The following is a 21,320-nucleotide window of genomic DNA, read 5'->3' on the forward strand; positions in this document are numbered from 1 at the left end:
TTGTGAATTACCGCACTAATCTTAGCCTAAGCCGTTGTTTCTTTTTCAGCTAAGGCTGATACGCGGCGATCTTTAGCAGCCCAAACTTTTTCATGGAAGAAAAAAGCAAAAGCTTGTACGGTTGGTTCAAGCATACTTAATGTTAAAGCCATCCAGATATTACCTGTTACAAAGTATGCAACTAGCATTGCTACAGTAATATGCATAATGTAATAGCTTAAGGTTTTCTTTAAGGTACGTTGATTATTTATAACGAATTTTTGGATATTAGCCATGATCATTCTCTTTAGCCACTTTAGATATTTTTAGTATAGGCATTAGAGTGTAAGATTAAAAATTGATTATGCAAATGATAATCATTAACAAAAACGATTTATTAAATTTGATGTACCTTGCGGAAATCATAATTTATTCCAAAAAGTTTTCTAATTTATAAAAATGATAAATTAGATTTATGTGAAACTCTGGCTATAATCGAATAAAGATCAGAATTACCCAGTCCAATGGAGCAAGACGACATGGCAGGCAAAACTTTATATGACAAATTGTGGGATGACCACGTTGTTTCACAGCGTGATGATGGCTCATGTTTACTATACATTGACCGTCATTTATTGCATGAAGTGACAAGTCCACAAGCATTTGAAGGATTGCAACTTGCGGATCGTCAACCATGGCGTTTAAGTGCAAACGTTGCTACACCGGACCACAACGTTCCAACGTCTAAAAAGGAACGTGACCAAGGCATCGCTGGTATTGAAGATGATACGTCTCGTATTCAAGTTCAAACCTTAGATGACAATTGTAAAGCCTTTAATATTGTTGAATTTAGTATTAATGATATTCGTCAGGGGATTGTGCATGTAGTTGGGCCTGAACAGGGCTTAACTTTGCCGGGCATGACGGTGGTATGTGGCGATTCACATACAGCGACTCACGGTGCTTTTGGTTGCTTGGCGCATGGTATTGGGACATCTGAAGTTGAACATGTGTTAGCAACACAATGCTTGATTCAGAAAAAATCTAAAAATATGTTAGTTCGTGTAGATGGCGTATTGGGTAAAGGCGTAACACCAAAAGATGTGGTGTTGGCGATTATCGGTAAGATCGGTACTGCTGGCGGTACGGGTTATGCAATCGAATTCGGTGGCCAGGTTTTCCGTGATATGTCGATTGAAGGGCGTATGACGGTATGTAACATGGCGATTGAAGCCGGTGCTCGTGTCGGTATGGTGGCTGTTGATGACAAAACCATTGAATACGTAAAAGGCCGTAGCTATGCACCAAAAGGCGAGCAATGGGAACAAGCAGTTGCTTACTGGAACACATTGCATTCAGATGAAGATGCTGTGTTTGATGCAGTCGTTGAGTTAAATGGCGCAGAGATCGAGCCACAAGTGTCTTGGGGAACTTCACCTGAGATGGTTATTCCTGTCACAGAAGCTGTACCAACTTTAGAACAAGCGAAAGATGACGTTCAACGTAATGACTGGACGCGTGCTTATCAATATATGGGTTTAAATGCAGGCCAAGCATTAGCTGATATTCAACTTGATCGTGTCTTTATCGGTTCTTGCACTAATTCTCGTATTGAAGACATCCGTGCTGCGGCTGAGGTAGTTAAGGGCCGTAAAGTGGCGTCTACGATTAAGCAAGCTATGATTGTTCCAGGTTCTGGTTTAGTCAAACAACAAGCTGAAAAAGAAGGCTTGGATAAAATCTTCTTGGAAGCTGGCTTTGAATGGCGTGAGCCGGGTTGTTCAATGTGTTTAGCAATGAATGCAGATAAGTTACAACCAGGTGAACACTGTGCATCGACATCTAATCGTAACTTTGAAGGCCGTCAAGGCAATGGTGGTCGTACTCACTTGGTGAGCCCAGCAATGGCAGCAGCGGCTGCAATCGCTGGTCACTTTGTTGATGTTCGTTCATTTTAATTCGGTCTGGAGCAAACCATGAAAGCTTATACAGTTGAACAAGGTATCGTTGCACCATTAGATCGTGCCAATGTTGATACAGATTTAATTATTCCAAAACAGTTTTTAAAGTCGATTAAGCGCACTGGTTTTGGCGACAACTTATTTGATGAACTTCGTTATTTAGATGAAGGTTATCCAGGACAAGACAATTCAGTACGTCCAAAAAATCCGGATTTCGTTTTAAACCAGCCTCGTTATCAAGGAGCAACTGTTTTAATTGCTCGTACTAACTTTGGTTGTGGTTCAAGTCGTGAGCATGCACCTTGGGCATTAAATGAATATGGATTCCGTACCGTTATTGCACCAAGCTTTGCTGATATTTTCTTTAATAACTGTTTCAAAAATGGCATGTTACCTGTCATTTTGCCAGAAGAAACAGTTGAGCAGTTATTTAAAGAATGTGCTGCTAATGAGGGATATCAATTAACAATTGATTTAGCAGCTCAAGAAGTACGTACTCCAACAGGTGAAGCATTTAAATTTGAAGTTGATCCGTTTCGTAAGCACTGCTTGTTAAATGGATTGGATGATATTGGTTTAACTCTTCAAAATGCGGACGCAATTCGCGCTTATGAAGAAAAAACTAAACAAGTTCGTCCTTGGGTATTCCAAGAGTTGAATTAACCTTTCGGTACATTTTAAACATAGCCATGGCGTAGCGTTCAAACTCTTGCTAACATGCTAAAGCATAAAAACACCTTAGAATTATGCACTAGATGAGGATTGGGCTTGAACAATGAAGAGGAACGTTACTCATAGCTTTTTGTTGAGCCTGTGCGCAATAACACTCAGTGCTTGTCAAAGCACTTACAATGTAGTGGATACTGTCCGCATTAAGCAGGCTGAACAAGAAAATTTGGGGCAGAATGCAGCAATATATTGTTCGGGCGCGAAGAGTTGTGAATTTGAACGACTAAATGATATTACTGTAGTGGATGCGCAAACACGAAGAATTAGTAATCAGGCAATTCATCAAGGGATTGTGAGATTACAAGGTTCAGTGCTTAGCCAAACTAACAGCTTATATTTATCAGTGCCTGCTAAACAATATGAAGTGGTGATTCGTTTCTATCCGATCTCTCCGGATCGTGCAGAAACATTTCATGTGATTCACCAGTTTAATGCTAACCATCGCTATACATTTAAAATGTACCGAGACAAATCTAACCGTTCGGGTAGTTTGCTGAATGTTTCTGTACCAGATCCATTATGTGTCGATTTAGAACAAGATGGGCATGTCATTCGCCGTTTTTGTCGACCATTTGATGTTACAACAGGACTAGGTGAATTCCTTGAGCAGAAAAAATTAACACCGCGGTAGTTGTAGCACTGCTTGTCTTTGGAAAATGGAAAAAGTTCATGTCTAAACAGATTTTAATTTTAGCTGGTGATGGTATTGGTCCTGAAATTGTTGGGGCGGCAGAAAAAGTATTAAATACAGTAAATGAAAAATTTAATTTATCGTTAACTTGGGAACATGGCTTATTAGGCGGCGCGGCAATTGATGCGCATGGTGAACCGTACCCAGCAGTAACAAGTGAACAAGCAAAAAAAGCTGATGCAATTTTATTAGGTGCGGTAGGCGGACCAAAATGGGACACCATTGAGCGTTCTATTCGCCCTGAACGTGGTCTTTTAAAAATTCGTAGTGAACTTAACTTGTTTGCTAACTTGCGCCCAGCGATTTTATATCCGCAATTAGCAGATGCTTCGAGCTTAAAGCCTGAAATTGTTGCTGGCTTAGATATTTTAATTGTTCGTGAATTGACTGGCGGTATCTATTTCGGTCAGCCACGTGGTATCCGTGAACTCGAAAACGGTGAAAAGCAAGGTTATAACACCGACGTTTATTCTGAAAGCGAAATTAAGCGTATTGCAAAAGTAGCTTTTGAACTTGCAGGCTTACGTGGTGGAAAGGTTTGTTCTGTAGATAAAGCTAACGTTTTGGAAGTTACAGAGCTTTGGAAGCAAACAGTTACTGATTTACAGCAAGCAAATTATTCAAATATTCAGCTTTCACATATGTATGTTGATAACGCTGCAATGCAACTTGTACGTGCACCGAAACAGTTTGACGTGATCGTAACGGGTAACTTGTTTGGCGACATCTTATCTGATGAAGCAGCAATGCTTACAGGCTCAATCGGTATGTTGCCATCGGCTTCGTTAGATGAAAATGGCAAAGGTATGTATGAGCCTTGCCATGGTTCTGCACCTGATATCGCGGGTCAAAATGTGGCAAACCCATTAGCAACTATTCTTTCAGTTGCAATGATGCTTCGCTACACATTCCGTGAAGAAGCTGCTGCAAAAGCAATTGAAGATGCAGTAGGTCAAGTGCTTGATCAAGGTTTGCGTACAGCAGATATTATGTCTGAAGGTATGACAAAAGTAGGTACGGCTGAAATGGGTGAGGCTGTTGTAGCTGCTCTTGCTTAAAAGCTTATTATAAAAAAACGCAGCGTTGAGCTGCGTTTTTTTGTGCCGATGTCTTAGCAGGCTTTACCCTCATATTGAATTGATTCAGCAACATCATTTTTAAGCTGGAAAATCACTTTGCAATTGAAATTAATATCATAAGAATTGCCGCTCAGATTTCCTGATTGGACAGGAATAGAGCTTCCTCTCATATCAACATTACTCACCATTGGAATAGGAATGCTTAAAGGACGCAAAATCGTATAGATGAGCTGATTGGGTGTTCTTTGCGGAGAGTTGGCGACTTGAAAACCAAGGCTACGTAGATTGATATCTTGTTGAATGGTCGCCGAGGATTTACCTAAAAAGCCTTTTAAATATTCCTGTAAATCTACGGATTGACGTGGGTGGCTAGCACAACCGTTAAGACAAATAATGATGAAAGATAATAAGCCAATTTGGCAGCGGGTATATATGTTCATTTTTCTCACTATATGAAATTATATTTATTATTAAAGAACAATAGGTTGTATTTACAAGCTTGTAAAGCAAAAAAGGAGGATTAAGATAAATGGAGAATAAGTTTATTTAGAGATTCATACTAATATTCAAAAGGCTTTATAATTATTTTGTAAAAAACTTAAGGAAAACATGATGAAAAAAATATTTTTTGCATTTCTATGCAGCTTTGGCGTGACTTCAGTCTATGCAGATAACTGTGATAGTGCCCGCAATACTTACGATGATATTTACTGTACAAATAAAATTTATGCGAGTGCTGATGCAGATCTAAACAAGAACTATCAAGCACTGCGAGTAAAGTTAAACACCGCGCAGAAAAATATTCTTAAGAAGTCTCAGCTTGCATGGATACGTCAACGTGATGCTGAGTGTACAGATTCAAATAGGAATAGTGTAGACGTGCAATGTCGTTTACAGACAACGCAAGAAAGAAACCATTGGCTGCAAGAAAGATTGCGTGAATGCCAAACGGTGGGATGTAAAACCAGTCGCCTAAGTGAATAAATAACGCAATAAAAAAGCCACATCATAAAGTGGCTTTTTTGCATTCACTAATTAGCGAGCACGGTACGTAATACGACCTTTAGTTAAGTCATATGGAGTCATTTCGACTTTTACACTGTCGCCAGTAAGAATACGAATATAGTGTTTACGCATTTTACCAGAAATGTGTGCAATAACTTCGTGACCGTTTTCAAGACGTACACGGAACATCGTATTAGGAAGCGTTTCGGTGACAACGCCTTCGAACTCAATGAGTTCCTCTTTATTGGCCATAGCCTACCTGATGATCAAATTGGAAAGGCGCAAATTATAGTCAATTTTTTTAAAAAAAACAAGATAGACACACTTCTGCTAAAGCATCTGGTTAAAGTATGACTAATAAAAAAAGATTTAATTTTTTTCACAAAAGAAGTGTAATTCTGTTGTCAGTTTGGTCAATCAACGCTAATCTAAAATCATAGTTATTAGGGACTGTTAATTGCATAAAGGTCAACAGCCCTAAATATCAATGAAGTATCTACATGGAAGGGCACTGCGTGGGTCAGCTAACAGATGCATCAGTTGTATTACGCTTTGGCTACCAAGCGATTCGTCGTGCGGGTTTGCCAACAGAAGAAATATTAACCAAAGCGGGAGTTGCTTTAAATCAGGTCGATACCAATGCACGTACACCGTTAAGTGCACAGTACGCCTTTTGGACTGCCGCTCAGGAAGTCAGTAAAGATCCAGACATCGGTCTGCATTTAGGTGAACATTTGCCTTTGTATCGAGGGCAGGTGATTGAACATCTATTTATTAGTAGTGAAACCTTTGGTGAAGGCTTAAAACGAGCCTTAGCTTATCAACGACTGATTAGTGATGCATTTGATGCAAAACTAGTCGTTGAAGAAGGACGTTGTTATTTAACTAATGGTGAACAGATTGGTGCTGACAATCTCGTCAATCGTCATTTCTCTGAATGTGCGATTTCGGGCGTGCTTAGATTTTTTAAGTTCATTACTGAAGGACAATTTCATCCTATCTTCATCGATTTTAATTTTAGCGAAGGAGCTTCTGAGGATGAATATTTCCGTGTATTTGGCTGCCCAGTTAGCTTAGGTCAGAAAGAGACACGTTTATATTTTGACCCAGCTATTTTAGATTTTCAGCTTTGGCAGGCAGAGCCTGAGTTACTTCAATTGCATGAACAATTAGCGATTGAAAAGTTACAAGAACTCGCCCGTTATGATTTAGTGGGTGAGGTTCGTCGTGCGATTGGTTCGACACTTGAAAGTGGAGAAACAACTTTAGAGACGGTTGCTGCTCAGTTGAATATTACGCCGCGTCGTCTACGTACTCAGCTCAGTGAGGCAAATACCAGTTTTCAACAAATACTTTCTGACTATCGTTGTCGTTTGGCTAAAAAGCTTCTGGCAAATACCAATGAGAGTGTTGAACGTATTGTGTATTTAACTGGTTTCTCTGAACCAAGTACGTTCTATCGTGCATTTAAGCGTTGGACGAATGAAACACCTGTTGAATACCGTAAGCGTAAACAACACCGTTAGATAAGTATATGTTGAATTGGCTAAGCTTACTCAGGTAAGTTTAGCCAATGTGGCCCAAGTGGTGGCTGCGGTAAATCAAACTGCTCAGGATAATTACACTGAATAAAATAAAGGCCATCGGGTGGGGCAGTTACCCCAGCTGCCTTACGATCCTGTGCCGCAAACATTGCATCGATATGATCTATCTCATACATACCTTGACCAATTTCGAGTAAGCACCCGACAATATTACGCACCATATGGTGTAAAAAACCATCTGCTTGAATATCTAAAACTAAATAGCGTCCATGTTCAAATAAACGGCAATGTTTTACATGTCGAACAGGCTGGTTTGACTGGCATGCTGCTGCACGGAAAGTTTCAAAGTTATGCGTTCCTTCAAATTTACTGGCAGCTTCAATCATCTTTTGCACATCTAGTTTTTGGTAAATGTGCGTAACTTGCTTATGTAATAGTGCTGGGCGATGCGGTGCGTTATAGATGATATAGCGGTAACGTCGGGCAGTAGCTTTAAAGCGGGCATGAAAACTTTCATCCATCAGTTTAATCCACTGAATGGAAATATCTTTAGGCAGTTGGCTGTTTGCCCCTCTTAACCATCCTGTTTCTGGACGAATAGCGTTCGTATCAAAGTGTGCCACCATATTTGTTGCATGTACTCCAGCGTCAGTACGACCCGCGCCGTGAAGTGCAATAGGCTCATCTGCAATTTTACTCAGTACACGCTCGATCGTTTCCTGAACGCTGGCAACGCCTGGCTGTTGTGTTTGCCAACCTCGGTATTGAACTCCGCTAAATTCAATACCGACTGCATAACGTTGCATAGCTTCACCTCTATTTAATGCTAATTATCATTCCAATGACTGAGCCATTGTTCTGGGGTTGGGTATTTTAAATAGATTTGAAGTGCTTTTGCATAGAGATCTGCATGGCTATGTGCATCACTGATGACAATTTTTGCAGTTTTGGTCCATGCACTAATCGCATAACGTTGATCAATACCACCGAATGTCACCTGAGTGGTAAGAATTGGAACACAGCCACGTGCGTAAAGCTCATCTAATGTTGCAAGTAATTCTTGGTTTACTGCAATATTGCCAGTACCAAAACCTTGTAACACTAAAAAGTGTGGTGGGGCTGAAAGTAAGTGACGTAATTGTTGTACTAAGTGCTGTGTTGCAATGGGTTGCATCATCCAGTTTAAAATCTGGAAGGAAGCAGCTCGTTCAATTTGGGCATCTTGTACGATCAATTCATTTTGCTGAGGCGTAAACTCAGCTTCACTACTTAACCCTGAAAATGCATCGAGTTCAGTCGTATGCGTTTTTAATGCAGTCTGCGCGTGGAATACTTGATGGTGGAATGCGAGATAAGCACCCACAGGTAAAGCAATCACTTGTTCTAATGCAAGATATAAGTTTTCAATTGCATCAGTAAATTCACGGGTGTTATCGCCCTGAATATTGAGTAGCGGATATTGGCTACCGGTAATCACAATATGACAGCTTTGGCCTAAAAAGCGGGCTAGGGTTGCAGCCGCGTAACTGAGCGTGTCTGTACCATGAATAACAACGAAATGCTGATAACCTTCAAGTTGTAGTTGTTGTATGCGTTGAATCAGGCGTAACCAGTCAGGTGCCGTACATGCACTGCTATCAACAATATTGGGTGCAGCAAAGCAGTCAACTGTTAAGTGTGGGGGAATCACTTTTTCAAGTTGAGGTAAGAATTGCTCATAAGGCATAGGAGCTAGAGGTTCACCAATGCAACCAAAAGTACCACCCATATAAAATAAGGCTATTTTTTTCATATTTTTGCAGGCATAAAAAAGCAGTCATCTCTGACTGCTTATGGTAAATCGAACAGTTCTAAGAAGCTATGCGATTAAGTAAGTTTTTCGCGCGTTGTTGTTGTTCTGTGTTGAATTTTTGCTCATTGCTTGCCAATAAGGCTTGAGCTGCTGGGTAAGCTCCTAGCTTGATGTATTGCTCAGCTAGTTTTAGATCAAGTTCATTTTTATCTAACTGTTTTAATTCTGGAAAAGCTTCTACAAGGGGATCTTTAGTTTGATCTGGGGTAGTTTCTTCGCCTACTAGGTCTACAAGGTTTTGAGTTTCAATCTCTGGTGCTGTAACTAATGCAGGCTCGTCTAGCGAAAACTCAAAAGGTGCTATTGAATTCGAGTCTAATGGAACTTGTTCTAAGAGTTGAAGCTCATCTAATGATGAGATCTGTTCATTAGGTTTTACTTCTGGATTTTCATGGGTTAATTCAAGATTAAAATCCAAAGCATTGGTGTTCTCTTGAGCTGCTGGTGCCGCTACTGTCTGGTTTTTTTCCTCAGATTCATGCAGAGGTGCCAAGTCAAAAGAAAACTCTAGGTCAGCTAGCTCATTTGTTTCTTGAGATGGCGATAACTCTGATTTCTGTGTTGGTTGGCTGGTACTTTCGGTAGTCGTGGTTTGCTCAAATGAAAAGTTAAACTCTAAAGGTTCAACTTCAACAGCAGGTTCTTGCTTTACAGGCGTATAGTCTTGCTGCAATTCATCAAAAGAAGTTTCAGAAGAACTTGTTGTTAATTGGTCAAACTGAGCTGTTGCATCAGATGTATTTTTTGGCTCTTGGTATGTTTGAGCTTGAGGAAAATCGATCGCATCTGGTTGTCTTGATGACTCATATTCTTTTTGTCTGGCTTCTGCTTGAATGGCTATTTCATTGAGCGCTAAGCTACGAATATGGCTAATCAGTTGAGTTATTGCAAACTCATCTTTTTGTGCAATATGAATCTCAAGTAGCAATAAATAAAGTTCATGTTGCGTATTATCTTTCTTTAGCGCCTGATTGACTTGAGCTTCAGCGGCTGAGAATTGTCTTTCTTGAATAAGTAGCTGAATCTTCTGACGAACAGCGTCTGGAACAGGACTGCTTTGTGGGGTAGAGGGAATAGATTCTTCAACTACATTTACTTTAGTTTTTTCACGCGAGTTTTTACTTGATTTAGAGTTCGCTTTTTTATTGGTTTTTCTATTTATTGTTTTAGGGGAATTCGACTCTTGCTTTTGGCTATTTTCGCGTTTTTTTAAAATGACAGCGACCACGAGCAATATGATGAATGGAATCACATATAACATTACTTTCCCCTTAAAAAAATAAATATTTGCAATATAAAGCGAGCTGACTCTGGTTTTAACTTAATGCTTTTGCTTATGAGTCTGTTGCTGTGCTTGTAACTGCTGTTGTAACTCTGCCAAACGTGCATTCAGAAGTTGAATACGTTGGTCTTTTAAACGTAAAGTTTGATTTAGTTTGGTTACATTCCTTTGTAATGTAACGGTTTTTTCTCTTGTTGTCATAACTTTTACTGCTAACTCAGTATTGTTTTGACTTTGTTGTGTGCTCTTTTTAGCACTTCCATGTGTAGAATTTTGACTGTTTTCAGCCACAATACTCATTTCGGCTTGTTGTAAACGGTATTTTGCTTTGCCAGAAGTTGATTTTGCAGTATGTGCGATATCTGTTTTTGACTTGTTTTGATGAGGTTTAGCTGCAGGAGAGTGAGCTAGGTTAAGTGCGATTCCCTGACGCAAACGATTTACATCACCTTGAATAAAAGCATGTCGGTTTTGTGTTTGAATATCATGCATGACTTTCGCAACAGGTTGTTTTGTTTTCGCGGCAATACGATTAGCAATGCTCCATAAAGACTCATTTCGCTGTACCACATATTTACCTGATGATGCTGGTCCTTTGTAGGAACTTAACGATTGTTTCTTCGCAGGATTTTGGTTAAGCGCTTTTTGAGATACAGATTTCTTTTGCGCTGTTAGATTTTTGACCGGAGTTTTTGGTGAATTATTTGTAGCTGTCTTAGCGCTGGTTGGTTTAATTTCTGTCTGATCTGGAGTAGTAGCTGTTGTAACTTGTTGAGCAACCTGAGTAGAAGGATTTGCACTAAGTGTATTGGATGAATTTGTGTTTATTGCTGGAGCAGTTCCAACGTTAATACTAAGACTGTGTTCATCATTTGAATTATTTGTAGTTGAGGCCGAAGTTGGTGATGCATATCTAGTACTTTCTGGCAGATTTAGAGCAATGTCTTTTTCATTGACAATAAACTGAGGTGACAAAGTACTTTCGTTATTTTCAGTCTTTTTTATAGAAGAAGGCTTAATTACGGTTTTGATATGCTGCAAACGTGTGGCAGAACCTTCACTAATTTTTACTACAATATTTAGTTCAGGATCAATCACAGGGCGAGATGAGGTAATTACAATAACCCCTGAGCCTTGACCGTTTTGGCGTGTATAAAAATTAAGATTTCCGGGCGGCTGATGAGTTACGCCTAACGCGCTTAAATCTTCAGGAGTCGCTAGACTGACTTGTAGATTAGCGTTGGGGTCAGCTTGTTGAAAATTCATTTCGGCATATAACAAATCGCCAGGTGCGGACTGAATTTGTATAGGGTCTAATGTAATCGCATAAATAGAAGGCGAAGACATAATGGTGAAAATGGCAATTTTTAATTTGTTATAAACAGTCATCTCAATCCATGACCTAATAAGTCGTAAAGTCATTCAAAATTATACAATAATGAAATGTAAATAAATTGTAAAATTTTCACAAACCAGTTACGAAAAAGCCGATCTAATGTGATCGGCTTTTTATTTTGACTGAATAATTCAAATCAAATTATGAGCTTTTGTATTCAACTAAAATACGTAACATACGACGTAAAGGCTCAGCAGCACCCCAGAGTAACTGGTCACCCACTGTAAATGCACCTAGATATTCTTTACCCATGTTGAGTTTACGTAGACGACCTACAGGCACAGTTAAGGTACCAGTTACAGCAACAGGTGTAAGGTCAGTCATAGACGCTTCACGAGTGTTTGGTACAACTTTCGCCCATTGGCTTGAAGTACAAATCATATCTTCGATTTCATCAAGCGGCACATCTTTTTTCAACTTGATAGTAAGCGCTTGAGAGTGGCAACGCATCGCACCAATACGGACACAGTGGCCGTCGATAGGAACAATTTGTGAGTTACCCAAGATCTTGTTGGTTTCAACCTGACCTTTCCACTCTTCTTTTGATTGACCGTTTTCAAGTTGCTTATCAATGTAAGGAATTAATGAACCCGCTAATGGCACACCAAAGTTAGCAGATGGGAAACCTTCACCACGTTGTAACTCAGCAACTTGACGATCAATATCCAAAATTGCAGATTTAGGATCATCTAACAATGTTTTAGTATTGTTATATAAGTAGCCCATACCAGTAATTAGCTCACGCATGTTTTGTGCGCCAGCACCTGATGCTGCTTGATAAGTCATAGCAGTCATCCACTCCACCAAATTATTTTGGAAAAGTGAACCTACACCCATCAACATAAGCGATACTGTACAGTTACCACCTACGAAAGTTTTGGTGCCGTTAACCAAGCCGTCTTTAATAACGTTAAGGTTTACTGGGTCAAGAACGATGATCGCATCATCTGACATACGTAAAGTTGAAGCTGCGTCAATCCAGTAGCCATCCCAACCAGTCGCTTTTAACTGTGGGAAAACTTCAGACGTATAGTCACCACCTTGACAGGTAATAATGACATCCATTTGCTTCAGACTATTAATGTCTGTAGCTTCCATAAGTGCTGGGGCAGTCTTACCACCAAATGAAGGAGCTTCACCACCTGCATTACTGGTAGAGAAATAAAATGGCTCAATATGAGCAAAATCATTCTCTTCAACCATACGTTGCATAAGGACGGAACCGACCATCCCGCGCCAACCGACCAGACCTACTTTCATGTCATTTTGCCTCGGTGCGTTAAAATTGTTAGGGGGAGTTGAGTGTATCAAAAGTGTCCACAACTGCAAGCGTTACAGAAACAAAACACCATCTTTATTGAGTAGAATATCTTGTTTATGTTACATACAAAATTGATAAAGATGACAAAAACTTTAAAAAACAAATCATCTTAAAAGAGAAAATTCAATGATTTATATCGAAGTTCTAGCTGGTCTGGTGATTTGGTTAAGTTTCTGGTCACTTATTCCTCGTGATGAGTGGTGGTTTCGTGGTGCCGATTTTCCTAGGTTGCAGATTCTATTTGTTGGTCTTTTAGCTTTTATAGGAATGCTGTTTTGGCCAACCGAATGGAATCTCTGGCGTGAAGTCGTGCTGGCTGCGCTCATTGCTGCCATTGCCTATCAGCTTAAAATGATTTTGCCCTATACCTTGTTTTGGAAAAAACAGGTTAAACAGGTGAAGACGTCTCAATTAGATCCACAAAAGCAGATTTCATTAATCGTATCGAATGTCCTTACTCCTAATGATAAGTATCATTTATTGCTTGAACAGATCAGGACATTAAAACCAGATTTACTACTTACATTGGAAAGCGATACGACATGGGAAAATGCTTTAAGAGAGATTGAAAGTGACTATCCTTATCGCGTTCCTGTACCCTTAGATAACCTCTACGGCATGCATTTATATAGCCGTCTACCTTTATCAAATACTGAAGTTAAATTTATTCTCAGTGATGAAATTCCCTCTATTCATACCACTGTGACTTTACGATCTGGTATGCCAGTTCAACTCTATTGTTTGCATCCTAAGCCACCTAGTCCAACTGAGGCGAAGGATTCAACTCTACGCGATGCTGAACTTTTAATTGTGGGCGACCAAATTAAAGATCTAGATGAAAGCTGTATTGTGATGGGAGATTTAAACGATGTAGCTTGGTCACGTACTACACGGTTATTTCAACGGATTAGTGGATTGCTTGACCCGCGTGTTGGGCGACATTTTATTAATACTTTTCATGCGGACTATCCTTTATTGCGCTGGTCTTTAGACCATATTTTCCATAGTACAGACTTCGGTTTAGTGAAGATGCAGCGTTTACCTCATATTGGATCTGATCATTTTCCTGTCTATGTGGTTTTGCAGACTGGTCGAATATTTGAGCATATTCAAGAGGAACTGGAACAAACTCAAGATGATGAAGAAGAGGCGCAAAGAGCCATCCAAGAAGGAATTGCAAAGGCTGAAGCTGAAGAAAAAGTAGTAACTGATAAAATTGCACAGCCTTATAAATAAAAAGAATATAAAAAGTGATGTAAGCAATATCGTACAAAGATTTGAGTCTAGGGCGAATAGGCAGAGGGTTATAAAAACCTTATTCTACATTCATCGGCACACGGAACCGGGAATGGATAATCCCACGTAAGGATACATAACGCTGATATGGAATAGCATCACGGATCAGATGTTGGAACGGAAACGATAAAAATAATTATTAACCTGAAAGCACAACCTCATTTACCCGAGTTTTGCAGGACGCAGAACTCGGGTTGATATTTTTATATACCTTATTAAATTTATTGCAAATCACATAAATATTTCCAAGTTTATCTTATTTTTAAAATCTATTTAATTCGCGTTAAGCCTCCATATGTTTTCATATACATCTGCGCAATTTTTAGTGAAAAAAGATATAAAATTTTTTTTATCTAAGTTTTTGTTTTTATAGTTTATTAAGGAATAAATATAGGCTTTGATTTATTTAAAGATAAATTGGGGTTGTTTAATTAATAAATCTCAATAGAATGTGCCGATCGTTGACATGTTGGATCGTCAACAGGCATTGTTTTTTACTTCGCCGGATCGGCGGGTTGTGATTTGTTTGTACATTTAAATTTCTGTTTGGGAATTAGTGTGCATGTTGAGGTTTCACTCTTAGTTAGTGGTCTTCTCCCTCTCATATTTGATACTTTGCGGTGCATAAGGATTGTCTTATGAAGAATTTTAAATTTAGCCTTGCTTGGCAAATTTTAATTGCTTTAATCCTAGGGATAGTTGTCGGGGCTGTTTTACATAACCAGCCTGAAATCAAAGACAGTATTGTGAATAATGTTCTTACCCCACTTGGTAAGATATTTATTAGCCTGATTAAAATGATTGTTATTCCAATCGTTTTCTCTACCTTGATTTTAGGTATTGCAGGTGTTGGCAGTACGAAAAGTTTAGGGCGACTTGGTTTTAAAACCATTCTCTATTTTGAAATTATTACGACTATTGCTATTTTGGTTGGTTTGGTTGCGGCAAATATTTTCCAACCAGGTGCTGGTGTAGATAAAGCGATGTTAGTGACGACTGATATTTCGCAATATCAGCATACAGCTCAAGAAGTTGGTTCTCAGTCACATGGATTGGTACAGACAATTTTGTCCATGATTCCAACCAATATTGTTAACTCTATGGCACACGGTGAAATGTTGCCTGTGATTTTCTTTGCTGTGTTGTTTGGTATTGGTCTGTCTTCATTGCCAGCAACTACTAAAGACCCATTGTTAAATGTGTTTCATGCAGTTTCAGAAACGATGTTCCGTGTAACGCACATCATCATGAAATATGCACCTGTGGGTGTGTTTGGTTTAATCGCAGTAACTGTTGCTAACTTCGGTTTTACTTCACTCATTCCATTAGCTAAATTGGTAGTGTTGGTTTATGCCGCTATCTTTTTCTTTGCTTTTGTGGTTTTGGGTATTACCGCAAAAATGTTTGGAATCAACATCTTTATCTTGTTTAAGATTTTAAAAGATGAATTGATTTTAGCATTCTCAACAGCAAGCTCGGAAACAGTTTTACCACGTATTATGCAAAAAATGGAAGCTTACGGTGCGCCAAAAGCAATTTCCAGTTTTGTGATCCCAACAGGTTATTCATTTAACCTCGACGGTTCTACACTTTACCAAAGTATCGCAGCAATCTTTATTGCACAGCTTTATGGTATAGATATGTCAATCGGTCAACAGGTAATCTTGGTTATTACTTTGATGATTACTTCTAAAGGTATTGCTGGTGTTCCTGGCGTATCATTTGTTGTCCTATTAGCAACTTTACATACTGTTGGTATCCCGCTTGAAGGCTTAGCATTTATTGCTGGTGTTGACCGTATTATGGATATGGCTCGTACTGCTTTGAACGTTGTTGGTAACGCACTTGCTGTACTTGTAATCAGTAAATGGGAAAAACAATACGACTCTGAAAAAGCTGCCGCTTATGAAGCAACATTTAAATAAGATAGCTTTCTTTTAGTTGTAAAAAAACCCGCGAATATCGCGGGTTTTTTATTGGGTTATTTCAAAACGTGTTGATAAAGTTCTAGTGTTTGATCACACATATCTTTTAAGCTAAACATAGTGACAGGAGCAACGATTTGAGGTTGTTCAATATGCTTTTTCACAGTCTCGATTAATGCTTTTTCATTTTCTGCTTCAACAAGACCTTGGGAGTATACATTCGATAAAATCTCGGCAACACCGCCACGGTTCCAGCCAACCACTGGCGAACCCACTGAAAGTGCTTCTAAGGCTGTTCTACCGAATGTTTCGGCTTGATTGGATAGAGAGAGCACAATATCGCTAAAAGCGAGCCATTCCCGAATATCTGAGCGATGACCTACGAAGGTAATTTTATCTGCGAGCCCTTTACTTTGAATAGTACTTTGCAATTCACTTAAGTAAGCTTGCTTTTTGGCATCAGCACCACCGACAACAACCGCATGTAGCTGAGGATATTGCGACTGAAGTTGTTGCATCAGTTCAATTAAACTTTCATGCCCCTTTAAGCGTGTAATACGACCAGGTAAGCAAAGTAAAAACTTATTTTCAAGCTCAGGAAAGTCATTAAAAACTTGGTTAAACCACTGTGCTGAGGGCTGGTAATTATGTGGAAAAGCGGCAGGGTCAATGCCTCGATAAATGCGCACAATATCTTGCGGTGGACAGTTTTTATAATGGTCAGTGATGTATTTAACCACGCTGTCAGAAACAGCAATCACTTTTTCAGCTTGAGTCATAATGGCACTATAACGATTAACCGAATAGAAACCATGTACAGTGCTAATGAGGTGAGGGCGTTTGTTTGCAGGTATTTTTCTTAAGGCAAAGTGAGTAAGCCAAGCTGGTACACGAGAGCGCACATGAACAATATCAGGTTGATGCTGTTCAATCAGCCGACGTAAAGAACGAATTTGCCACAAGCTTGAAAGTGATTTTTTATGAATTGGTAGCGTTAAGTGAATAGAACCTTCAGCTTCAAGTTGAGACACTAATCGTCCGCCATTAGACACAACCAGAGATTGATGGCCTTGTGCAACCAGTGCACGTGCAATTTCTAGTGTGCCGCGTTCTACGCCACCGCTATTGAGTTCTGGGAGAAGTTGCATCACTTTCATTGTTTTTTGCCTTATACATTTATAAAAGATGTACCATCTATAGATACATCATTTCAAACTAAATCATTATCCGGAATTTACTATCGCGCTAGCGACATGGATGTCGCTGTTTCGCTGTGTTACAAGGAAGTAACATCAGCGGAACAAAGGATTTTTGCTTACTTTTTATCCTTGAAAAGTAAGGTCTGCCTATTCGATAGTATTTGAATTTCACTTTAAATTAAGGCTGTGTCTGTCATCAATTTAAAATTATTACAGCGTTATCTTAATAAATCTCTTCATATCCCTCAGGACGTGTCTTAAAACGACGGTGGAACCACATATATTGAGTCGGTGCGATACGAAGCTGATTTTCAATAATTTTATTAACTCGAGTTGCATCATCGACTTCATCTTCACTTGGCATATTGTCTACCGCAGATTCAATCAAAATATGATATTTAGGGTCCTGTACATCACCGTGACGATAAAAATATAAAGGAACGGCAACTGCCTTAGAGATTTTTAGTAAACGACGATGAGCAGTTACTGTGGCCGCTGGCACACCAAAGAAGGGTGCCATCACCCCTTGCTTGAGTCCAAAGTCTTGATCGGGGCTATACCAAATGGCATCGCCATCTTTAAGGTGACGAATTAAACCACGCATATCATCATGATCGATTTGTGCTTTATAAATGGTGCCACGGCAACGATAAATCAGCATATCGAGCAATGGATTATTTTGAGGGCGGTACACAACATCTGGTTCGAAATATTGAGCACAAACATAGCCACCCGCATCAAGAAGCGTACTATGAGTACCCAATAATAAAACGCCTTTGCCCTGAGCTTGAGCATTGGTAATGTGTTCTAAGCCTTCAATAGTGACACGGTTTTTAAACCAGTAAGGCTTATACCATGCGTTTAATGTCTCAAACACACCAAGCATCATATCTACAAAAACTTGCTTAGCTTGTTGTTGTACTTTTTCGGCTGACCATTCGGGAAAGCAGACTTCTAAATTACGAATAGTTGTTTTTCGGCGAGATTTTAAATATTTCCAAGCCAGATTTGCTAAGCCATGAGCTAGACGCCATTGGATTGCCCACGGCAAAATAGCCAAAAGCATTAAAAAAACAATGGCAATCCAAATACCCCAATATTTAGGCAATAAAAAGGACCATTGAAATTCACCGGGCGTATAAGTCTGCTTTTGGCTCATAACGATATAAAGAATTCAAAATTAAAACTGGCAAAAGTGTATCACGAACTGAATTTATCGTCGTAATACACTGTTGAATTGAGCGGTTAAGATGAGGAAGTGAAACGCGGTTATCGGCGATTTTCTAAAAGAATACGAACAGCAAGCCCAGCTAGCACCGTTCCCATAAGCCAACGTTGTATATTTGCCCAAAGAGGTTTTTGTTGAAGAAAAAGGGCAATGCTACCCGCAGAAAGCACAATCAGCGCATTTACCAAGACGCTAACAAAAATTTGAATAGTACCGAGCTGAATGGATTGCCATAAAATACTGCCTTGCTGTGGATGAATAAACTGTGGCAATAACGATAAATACATAATCGCAATTTTAGGATTAAGTAGATTTGTAGCAAAACCCATTAAAAATAGTTTAGCTGGGGAGTCTACCGATAATTGTTTTACATCAAAAATTGGGGATGTATTGGGACGTAGTGCTTTCCATGCTAGCCAGAGTAAATAAATTGCCCCTGCAATGCGTATAGTGTCATAAGCATAAGGGACTGCGATAATAAGCGCTGTAATCCCGAAAGAAGCGCAAAGCATATAAAATATGAAGCCAACGCCAACACCGGCGAGTGAAATAAATCCCGCCGTTTTTCCTTGGCAAATTGAACGAGAAATAAGGTAAATCATGTTTGGGCCAGGGGTAAGCACCATCGCCAAGCAGATTAATCCGAATGCTAAAATTTGAGAAAGATCTAGCATGAAAAATACTCGAATATTATTATATTGGTAGATATAACATAATTATTTTTATAAGTCTTATATTCAATCAGAGCGATATTTTGAAATATTAATGCTGACTAAACTTAATCACTCATCAAGTGTTCTTTATAGATTTTTGTACTTTAAAAATTTATAGATATTCTATAAAAAGCCCCCTTAATTTAAGGAGGCTTTTTTGTTATTTAAATTGTAGAAAAGAACACAAATTAATTTCCTTTGCTCATTTGTTCAAGTTCATCCCAGCGTTCTAATTTTTCAAGTAATACCTCTTCAATTTCTGCAAGGCGTTGACTTGCTTTAGTTGCTTCATCGGCATTGCTGACAAACCACGAACCATCTGCCAGCTTGTCAGAAAGCTCTGCTTGTTCAACTTCCAGTTTCTCGATTTCAGCAGGAAGTTGTTCAAGTTCACGTTGGTCTTTATAGCTCAGTTTGACCTTTTTAACGTTACTTTGTGCAGCGGCTTTTTCAGCTTCGGCTTTTGCCTGAGCTTTTTTAACATCAGACTTTTGGTCTACGACTTTATCATCTGGTCGTTGCTGTAAATAGTCTTGGTAGCCACCAATGTACTCTGCAATATTGCCTTTACCATCAAAGACCCAAGTCGATGTTACGACGTTGTCCATAAATGCACGGTCATGCGAAATAAGTAATAGGGTACCTTTATATTCAGAAAGCATCTCTTCAAGTAGCTCAAGAGTCACCATATCCAAGTCATTGGTTGGTTCGTCCATCACAATTAGATTCGACGGTTTAAGCAGTAATTTAGCAAGCAAAATACGGTTGCGCTCACCGCCAGAAAGGGCTTTTACTGGTGTACGTGCACGTTCAGGTGAAAACAAGAAATCTTGTAAATAGCTATAGATATGACGACGGTTACCATTTACATCAACGAAGTCAGAGCCTTCTGAAACGTTTGCCATTACTGTTTTTTCAAGGTCTAAGGCATTACGTAATTGATCAAAATAAGCAACTTCTAACTGAGTACCTGTCTTAACAGAACCACCGTGTTCGATTTCACCTAAAATGGCTTTAATTAACGTTGTTTTACCAACACCGTTATCGCCGACTAGACCAATACGGTCACCACGCATAACAAGCGTAGAGAAATCTTTGATAAGCGGTTTATCATCATAAGATACACTTAGGTGTTCAATATCAAATACTAATTTACCAGAGCGATTTGCTTCTTGAGTCGCCATGCTCACTTTGCCTTGTTGTGAACGACGAGCTTTTGATTCTTCACGTAAAGCTTTTAAGGCACGAACACGACCTTCATTACGCGTACGACGAGCTTTAATCCCTTGGCGAATCCAAGCTTCTTCTTCAGCTAATTTTTTATCAAATAGAGCATTTTGTTTCTCTTCTGCTTCCATTTGCTGAGCTTTAAGCTCTAAATAGCGTGAATAGTTGCCTTCGTAGCCACGTAGGATGCCACGGTCAAGTTCAACAATTCGAGTTGCAATACTGTCTACAAAAGAACGGTCATGCGAAATAAATAGTAGCGTTAAATTATTTTGATCGAGTAGAAATTTTTCTAGCCACTCAATACTTTCAACATCTAAATGGTTCGTCGGTTCGTCTAGAAGTAATACGTCTGGCTGCGTTAAAAGAGCACGAGCCAGTAAAACACGACGTTTACGACCACCTGAAAGGTCTGCCAAATCTGCGTTTGGGTCGAGTCCCATTTTACTTAACAGGGCATTGACCTTGTTTTCGAGTGCCCAGCCGTCGAGTTGGTCGAGCTTATGCTGAAGATTACCCATACGATCGCAGGCTTCCATATCTCCTAGCATACAAGCATCAGTTGCTTCATGATAAGCTCTGAGTACTTCGGCAGCTTCTCCTGCGCCATCAGCCACAATATCAGCAACCTTACCTGAATCCATTGGGACGTCTTGGGCTAACATTGAAACAGTTAAACCATTTTGAATAGAAACTTCACCAGAATCCGGTAATAGGCTTCCCTCGATCAGTTTAAGTAAAGTAGACTTACCTTCACCATTACGACCAATTAAACAGACTCGTTCGCCACGTTCTAGATTAAAGTTCGCGCCATCGAGCAGGGCAGGTCCGCCAAAAGCAAGTTGGACATCCCTTAGGGTAATATAGGCCATAATGTTTTCCAGAATCTCAAA

General features: G+C 39.4%; 20 protein-coding genes. 8 read left to right on the plus strand and 12 right to left on the minus strand.

The window, feature by feature from the left end:
• Positions 1–26 precede the first annotated feature (26 nt).
• The gene (locus J536_RS10930) at positions 27–281 is read right to left on the minus strand and encodes a DUF2061 domain-containing protein (protein WP_017482004.1); all 255 of its coding nucleotides are present in this window, start codon (positions 279–281) and stop codon (positions 27–29) included.
• A 237-nt stretch (positions 282–518) separates the two neighbouring features.
• On the opposite strand from J536_RS10930, the gene leuC reads away from it, so the two are divergent.
• The 4 genes from leuC (at position 519) to leuB (ending at position 4,418) form a co-directional block, all read left to right on the plus strand.
• Entirely contained in the window at positions 519–1,937 is a 1,419-nt protein-coding gene (gene leuC / locus J536_RS10935; RefSeq protein WP_002115007.1) for a 3-isopropylmalate dehydratase large subunit, read from the plus strand.
• 18 nt (positions 1,938–1,955) lie between these two features.
• Positions 1,956–2,603, plus strand: a complete 648-nt coding sequence (gene leuD, locus J536_RS10940) for a 3-isopropylmalate dehydratase small subunit (RefSeq protein WP_002114814.1) — start codon at positions 1,956–1,958, stop codon at positions 2,601–2,603.
• A gap of 112 nt (positions 2,604–2,715) precedes the next feature.
• Positions 2,716–3,300, plus strand: coding sequence for a hypothetical protein (locus tag J536_RS10945; protein ID WP_005066026.1), 585 nt, complete (start codon positions 2,716–2,718; stop codon positions 3,298–3,300).
• A 38-nt stretch (positions 3,301–3,338) separates the two neighbouring features.
• Positions 3,339–4,418 carry a 3-isopropylmalate dehydrogenase gene (gene leuB, locus J536_RS10950; protein WP_002114882.1) on the plus strand — a complete coding sequence of 360 codons (1,080 nt, stop codon included), beginning with the start codon at positions 3,339–3,341 and terminating at the stop codon, positions 4,416–4,418.
• 53 nt (positions 4,419–4,471) lie between these two features.
• On the opposite strand, the gene J536_RS10955 is transcribed toward leuB, so the two are convergent.
• Positions 4,472–4,879: a hypothetical protein gene (locus tag J536_RS10955; RefSeq protein ID WP_032062907.1), complete on the minus strand. Its 408-nt coding sequence runs from the start codon at positions 4,877–4,879 to the stop codon at positions 4,472–4,474.
• Positions 4,880–5,048: 169 nt separating this feature from the next.
• Here J536_RS10955 and J536_RS10960 point away from each other — a divergent pair, with 169 nt between their 5' ends.
• Complete coding sequence (locus J536_RS10960) at positions 5,049–5,423, plus strand: lysozyme inhibitor LprI family protein (protein WP_002114916.1); 375 nt, start codon at positions 5,049–5,051, stop codon at positions 5,421–5,423.
• A 51-nt stretch (positions 5,424–5,474) separates the two neighbouring features.
• Here the strand turns inward: J536_RS10960 and infA are convergent, their stop codons facing one another.
• Entirely contained in the window at positions 5,475–5,696 is a 222-nt protein-coding gene (gene infA / locus J536_RS10965; protein WP_001284370.1) for a translation initiation factor IF-1, read from the minus strand.
• A gap of 263 nt (positions 5,697–5,959) precedes the next feature.
• On the opposite strand from infA, the gene J536_RS10970 reads away from it, so the two are divergent.
• Positions 5,960–6,970 carry an AraC family transcriptional regulator gene (locus J536_RS10970; protein ID WP_005066032.1) on the plus strand — a complete coding sequence of 337 codons (1,011 nt, stop codon included), beginning with the start codon at positions 5,960–5,962 and terminating at the stop codon, positions 6,968–6,970.
• Positions 6,971–6,996: 26 nt separating this feature from the next.
• On the opposite strand, the gene truA is transcribed toward J536_RS10970, so the two are convergent.
• The 5 genes from truA to asd all read right to left on the minus strand — a co-directional run bounded on the left by truA (position 6,997) and on the right by asd (position 12,778).
• Positions 6,997–7,794, minus strand: a complete 798-nt coding sequence (truA, locus tag J536_RS10975) for a tRNA pseudouridine(38-40) synthase TruA (protein ID WP_032062908.1) — start codon at positions 7,792–7,794, stop codon at positions 6,997–6,999.
• 20 nt (positions 7,795–7,814) lie between these two features.
• A complete protein-coding gene (locus tag J536_RS10980) occupies positions 7,815–8,780 on the minus strand; it encodes an asparaginase (protein ID WP_032062910.1) in 966 nt (321 codons plus the stop codon).
• Positions 8,781–8,838: 58 nt separating this feature from the next.
• Positions 8,839–10,101 carry a hypothetical protein gene (locus J536_RS10985; RefSeq protein ID WP_032062911.1) on the minus strand — a complete coding sequence of 421 codons (1,263 nt, stop codon included), beginning with the start codon at positions 10,099–10,101 and terminating at the stop codon, positions 8,839–8,841.
• Between the two features lie 60 nt (positions 10,102–10,161).
• Entirely contained in the window at positions 10,162–11,511 is a 1,350-nt protein-coding gene (locus J536_RS10990; RefSeq protein WP_005079196.1) for a FimV family protein, read from the minus strand.
• Between the two features lie 148 nt (positions 11,512–11,659).
• A complete protein-coding gene (gene asd / locus J536_RS10995; RefSeq protein ID WP_005079195.1) occupies positions 11,660–12,778 on the minus strand; it encodes an aspartate-semialdehyde dehydrogenase in 1,119 nt (372 codons plus the stop codon).
• A 187-nt stretch (positions 12,779–12,965) separates the two neighbouring features.
• On the opposite strand from asd, the gene J536_RS11000 reads away from it, so the two are divergent.
• Together J536_RS11000 and gltP are read left to right on the plus strand one after the other, a co-directional pair.
• Positions 12,966–14,075 carry an endonuclease/exonuclease/phosphatase family protein gene (locus J536_RS11000; protein WP_005079194.1) on the plus strand — a complete coding sequence of 370 codons (1,110 nt, stop codon included), beginning with the start codon at positions 12,966–12,968 and terminating at the stop codon, positions 14,073–14,075.
• A gap of 698 nt (positions 14,076–14,773) precedes the next feature.
• A complete protein-coding gene (gene gltP, locus J536_RS11005) occupies positions 14,774–16,060 on the plus strand; it encodes a glutamate/aspartate:proton symporter GltP (protein WP_002114864.1) in 1,287 nt (428 codons plus the stop codon).
• Between the two features lie 56 nt (positions 16,061–16,116).
• On the opposite strand, the gene J536_RS11010 is transcribed toward gltP, so the two are convergent.
• The 4 genes from J536_RS11010 to J536_RS11025 form a co-directional block, all read right to left on the minus strand.
• The gene (locus tag J536_RS11010; protein WP_032056254.1) at positions 16,117–17,217 is read right to left on the minus strand and encodes a glycosyltransferase family 4 protein; all 1,101 of its coding nucleotides are present in this window, start codon (positions 17,215–17,217) and stop codon (positions 16,117–16,119) included.
• Positions 17,218–17,482: 265 nt separating this feature from the next.
• Positions 17,483–18,418 (minus strand): lauroyl acyltransferase, encoded by a 936-nt coding sequence (locus tag J536_RS11015; protein WP_032056253.1) that lies wholly within the window; start codon positions 18,416–18,418, stop codon positions 17,483–17,485.
• A gap of 110 nt (positions 18,419–18,528) precedes the next feature.
• A complete protein-coding gene (locus tag J536_RS11020) occupies positions 18,529–19,161 on the minus strand; it encodes a LysE family translocator (protein ID WP_032056252.1) in 633 nt (210 codons plus the stop codon).
• A 227-nt stretch (positions 19,162–19,388) separates the two neighbouring features.
• Positions 19,389–21,299, minus strand: a complete 1,911-nt coding sequence (locus J536_RS11025; RefSeq protein WP_002114959.1) for an ATP-binding cassette domain-containing protein — start codon at positions 21,297–21,299, stop codon at positions 19,389–19,391.
• Between the last annotated feature and the right edge of the window lie 21 nt (positions 21,300–21,320).

Source organism: Acinetobacter sp. 809848 (assembly GCF_000581275.1).
Taxonomy (GTDB): Bacteria; Pseudomonadota; Gammaproteobacteria; order Pseudomonadales; family Moraxellaceae; genus Acinetobacter; species Acinetobacter pittii.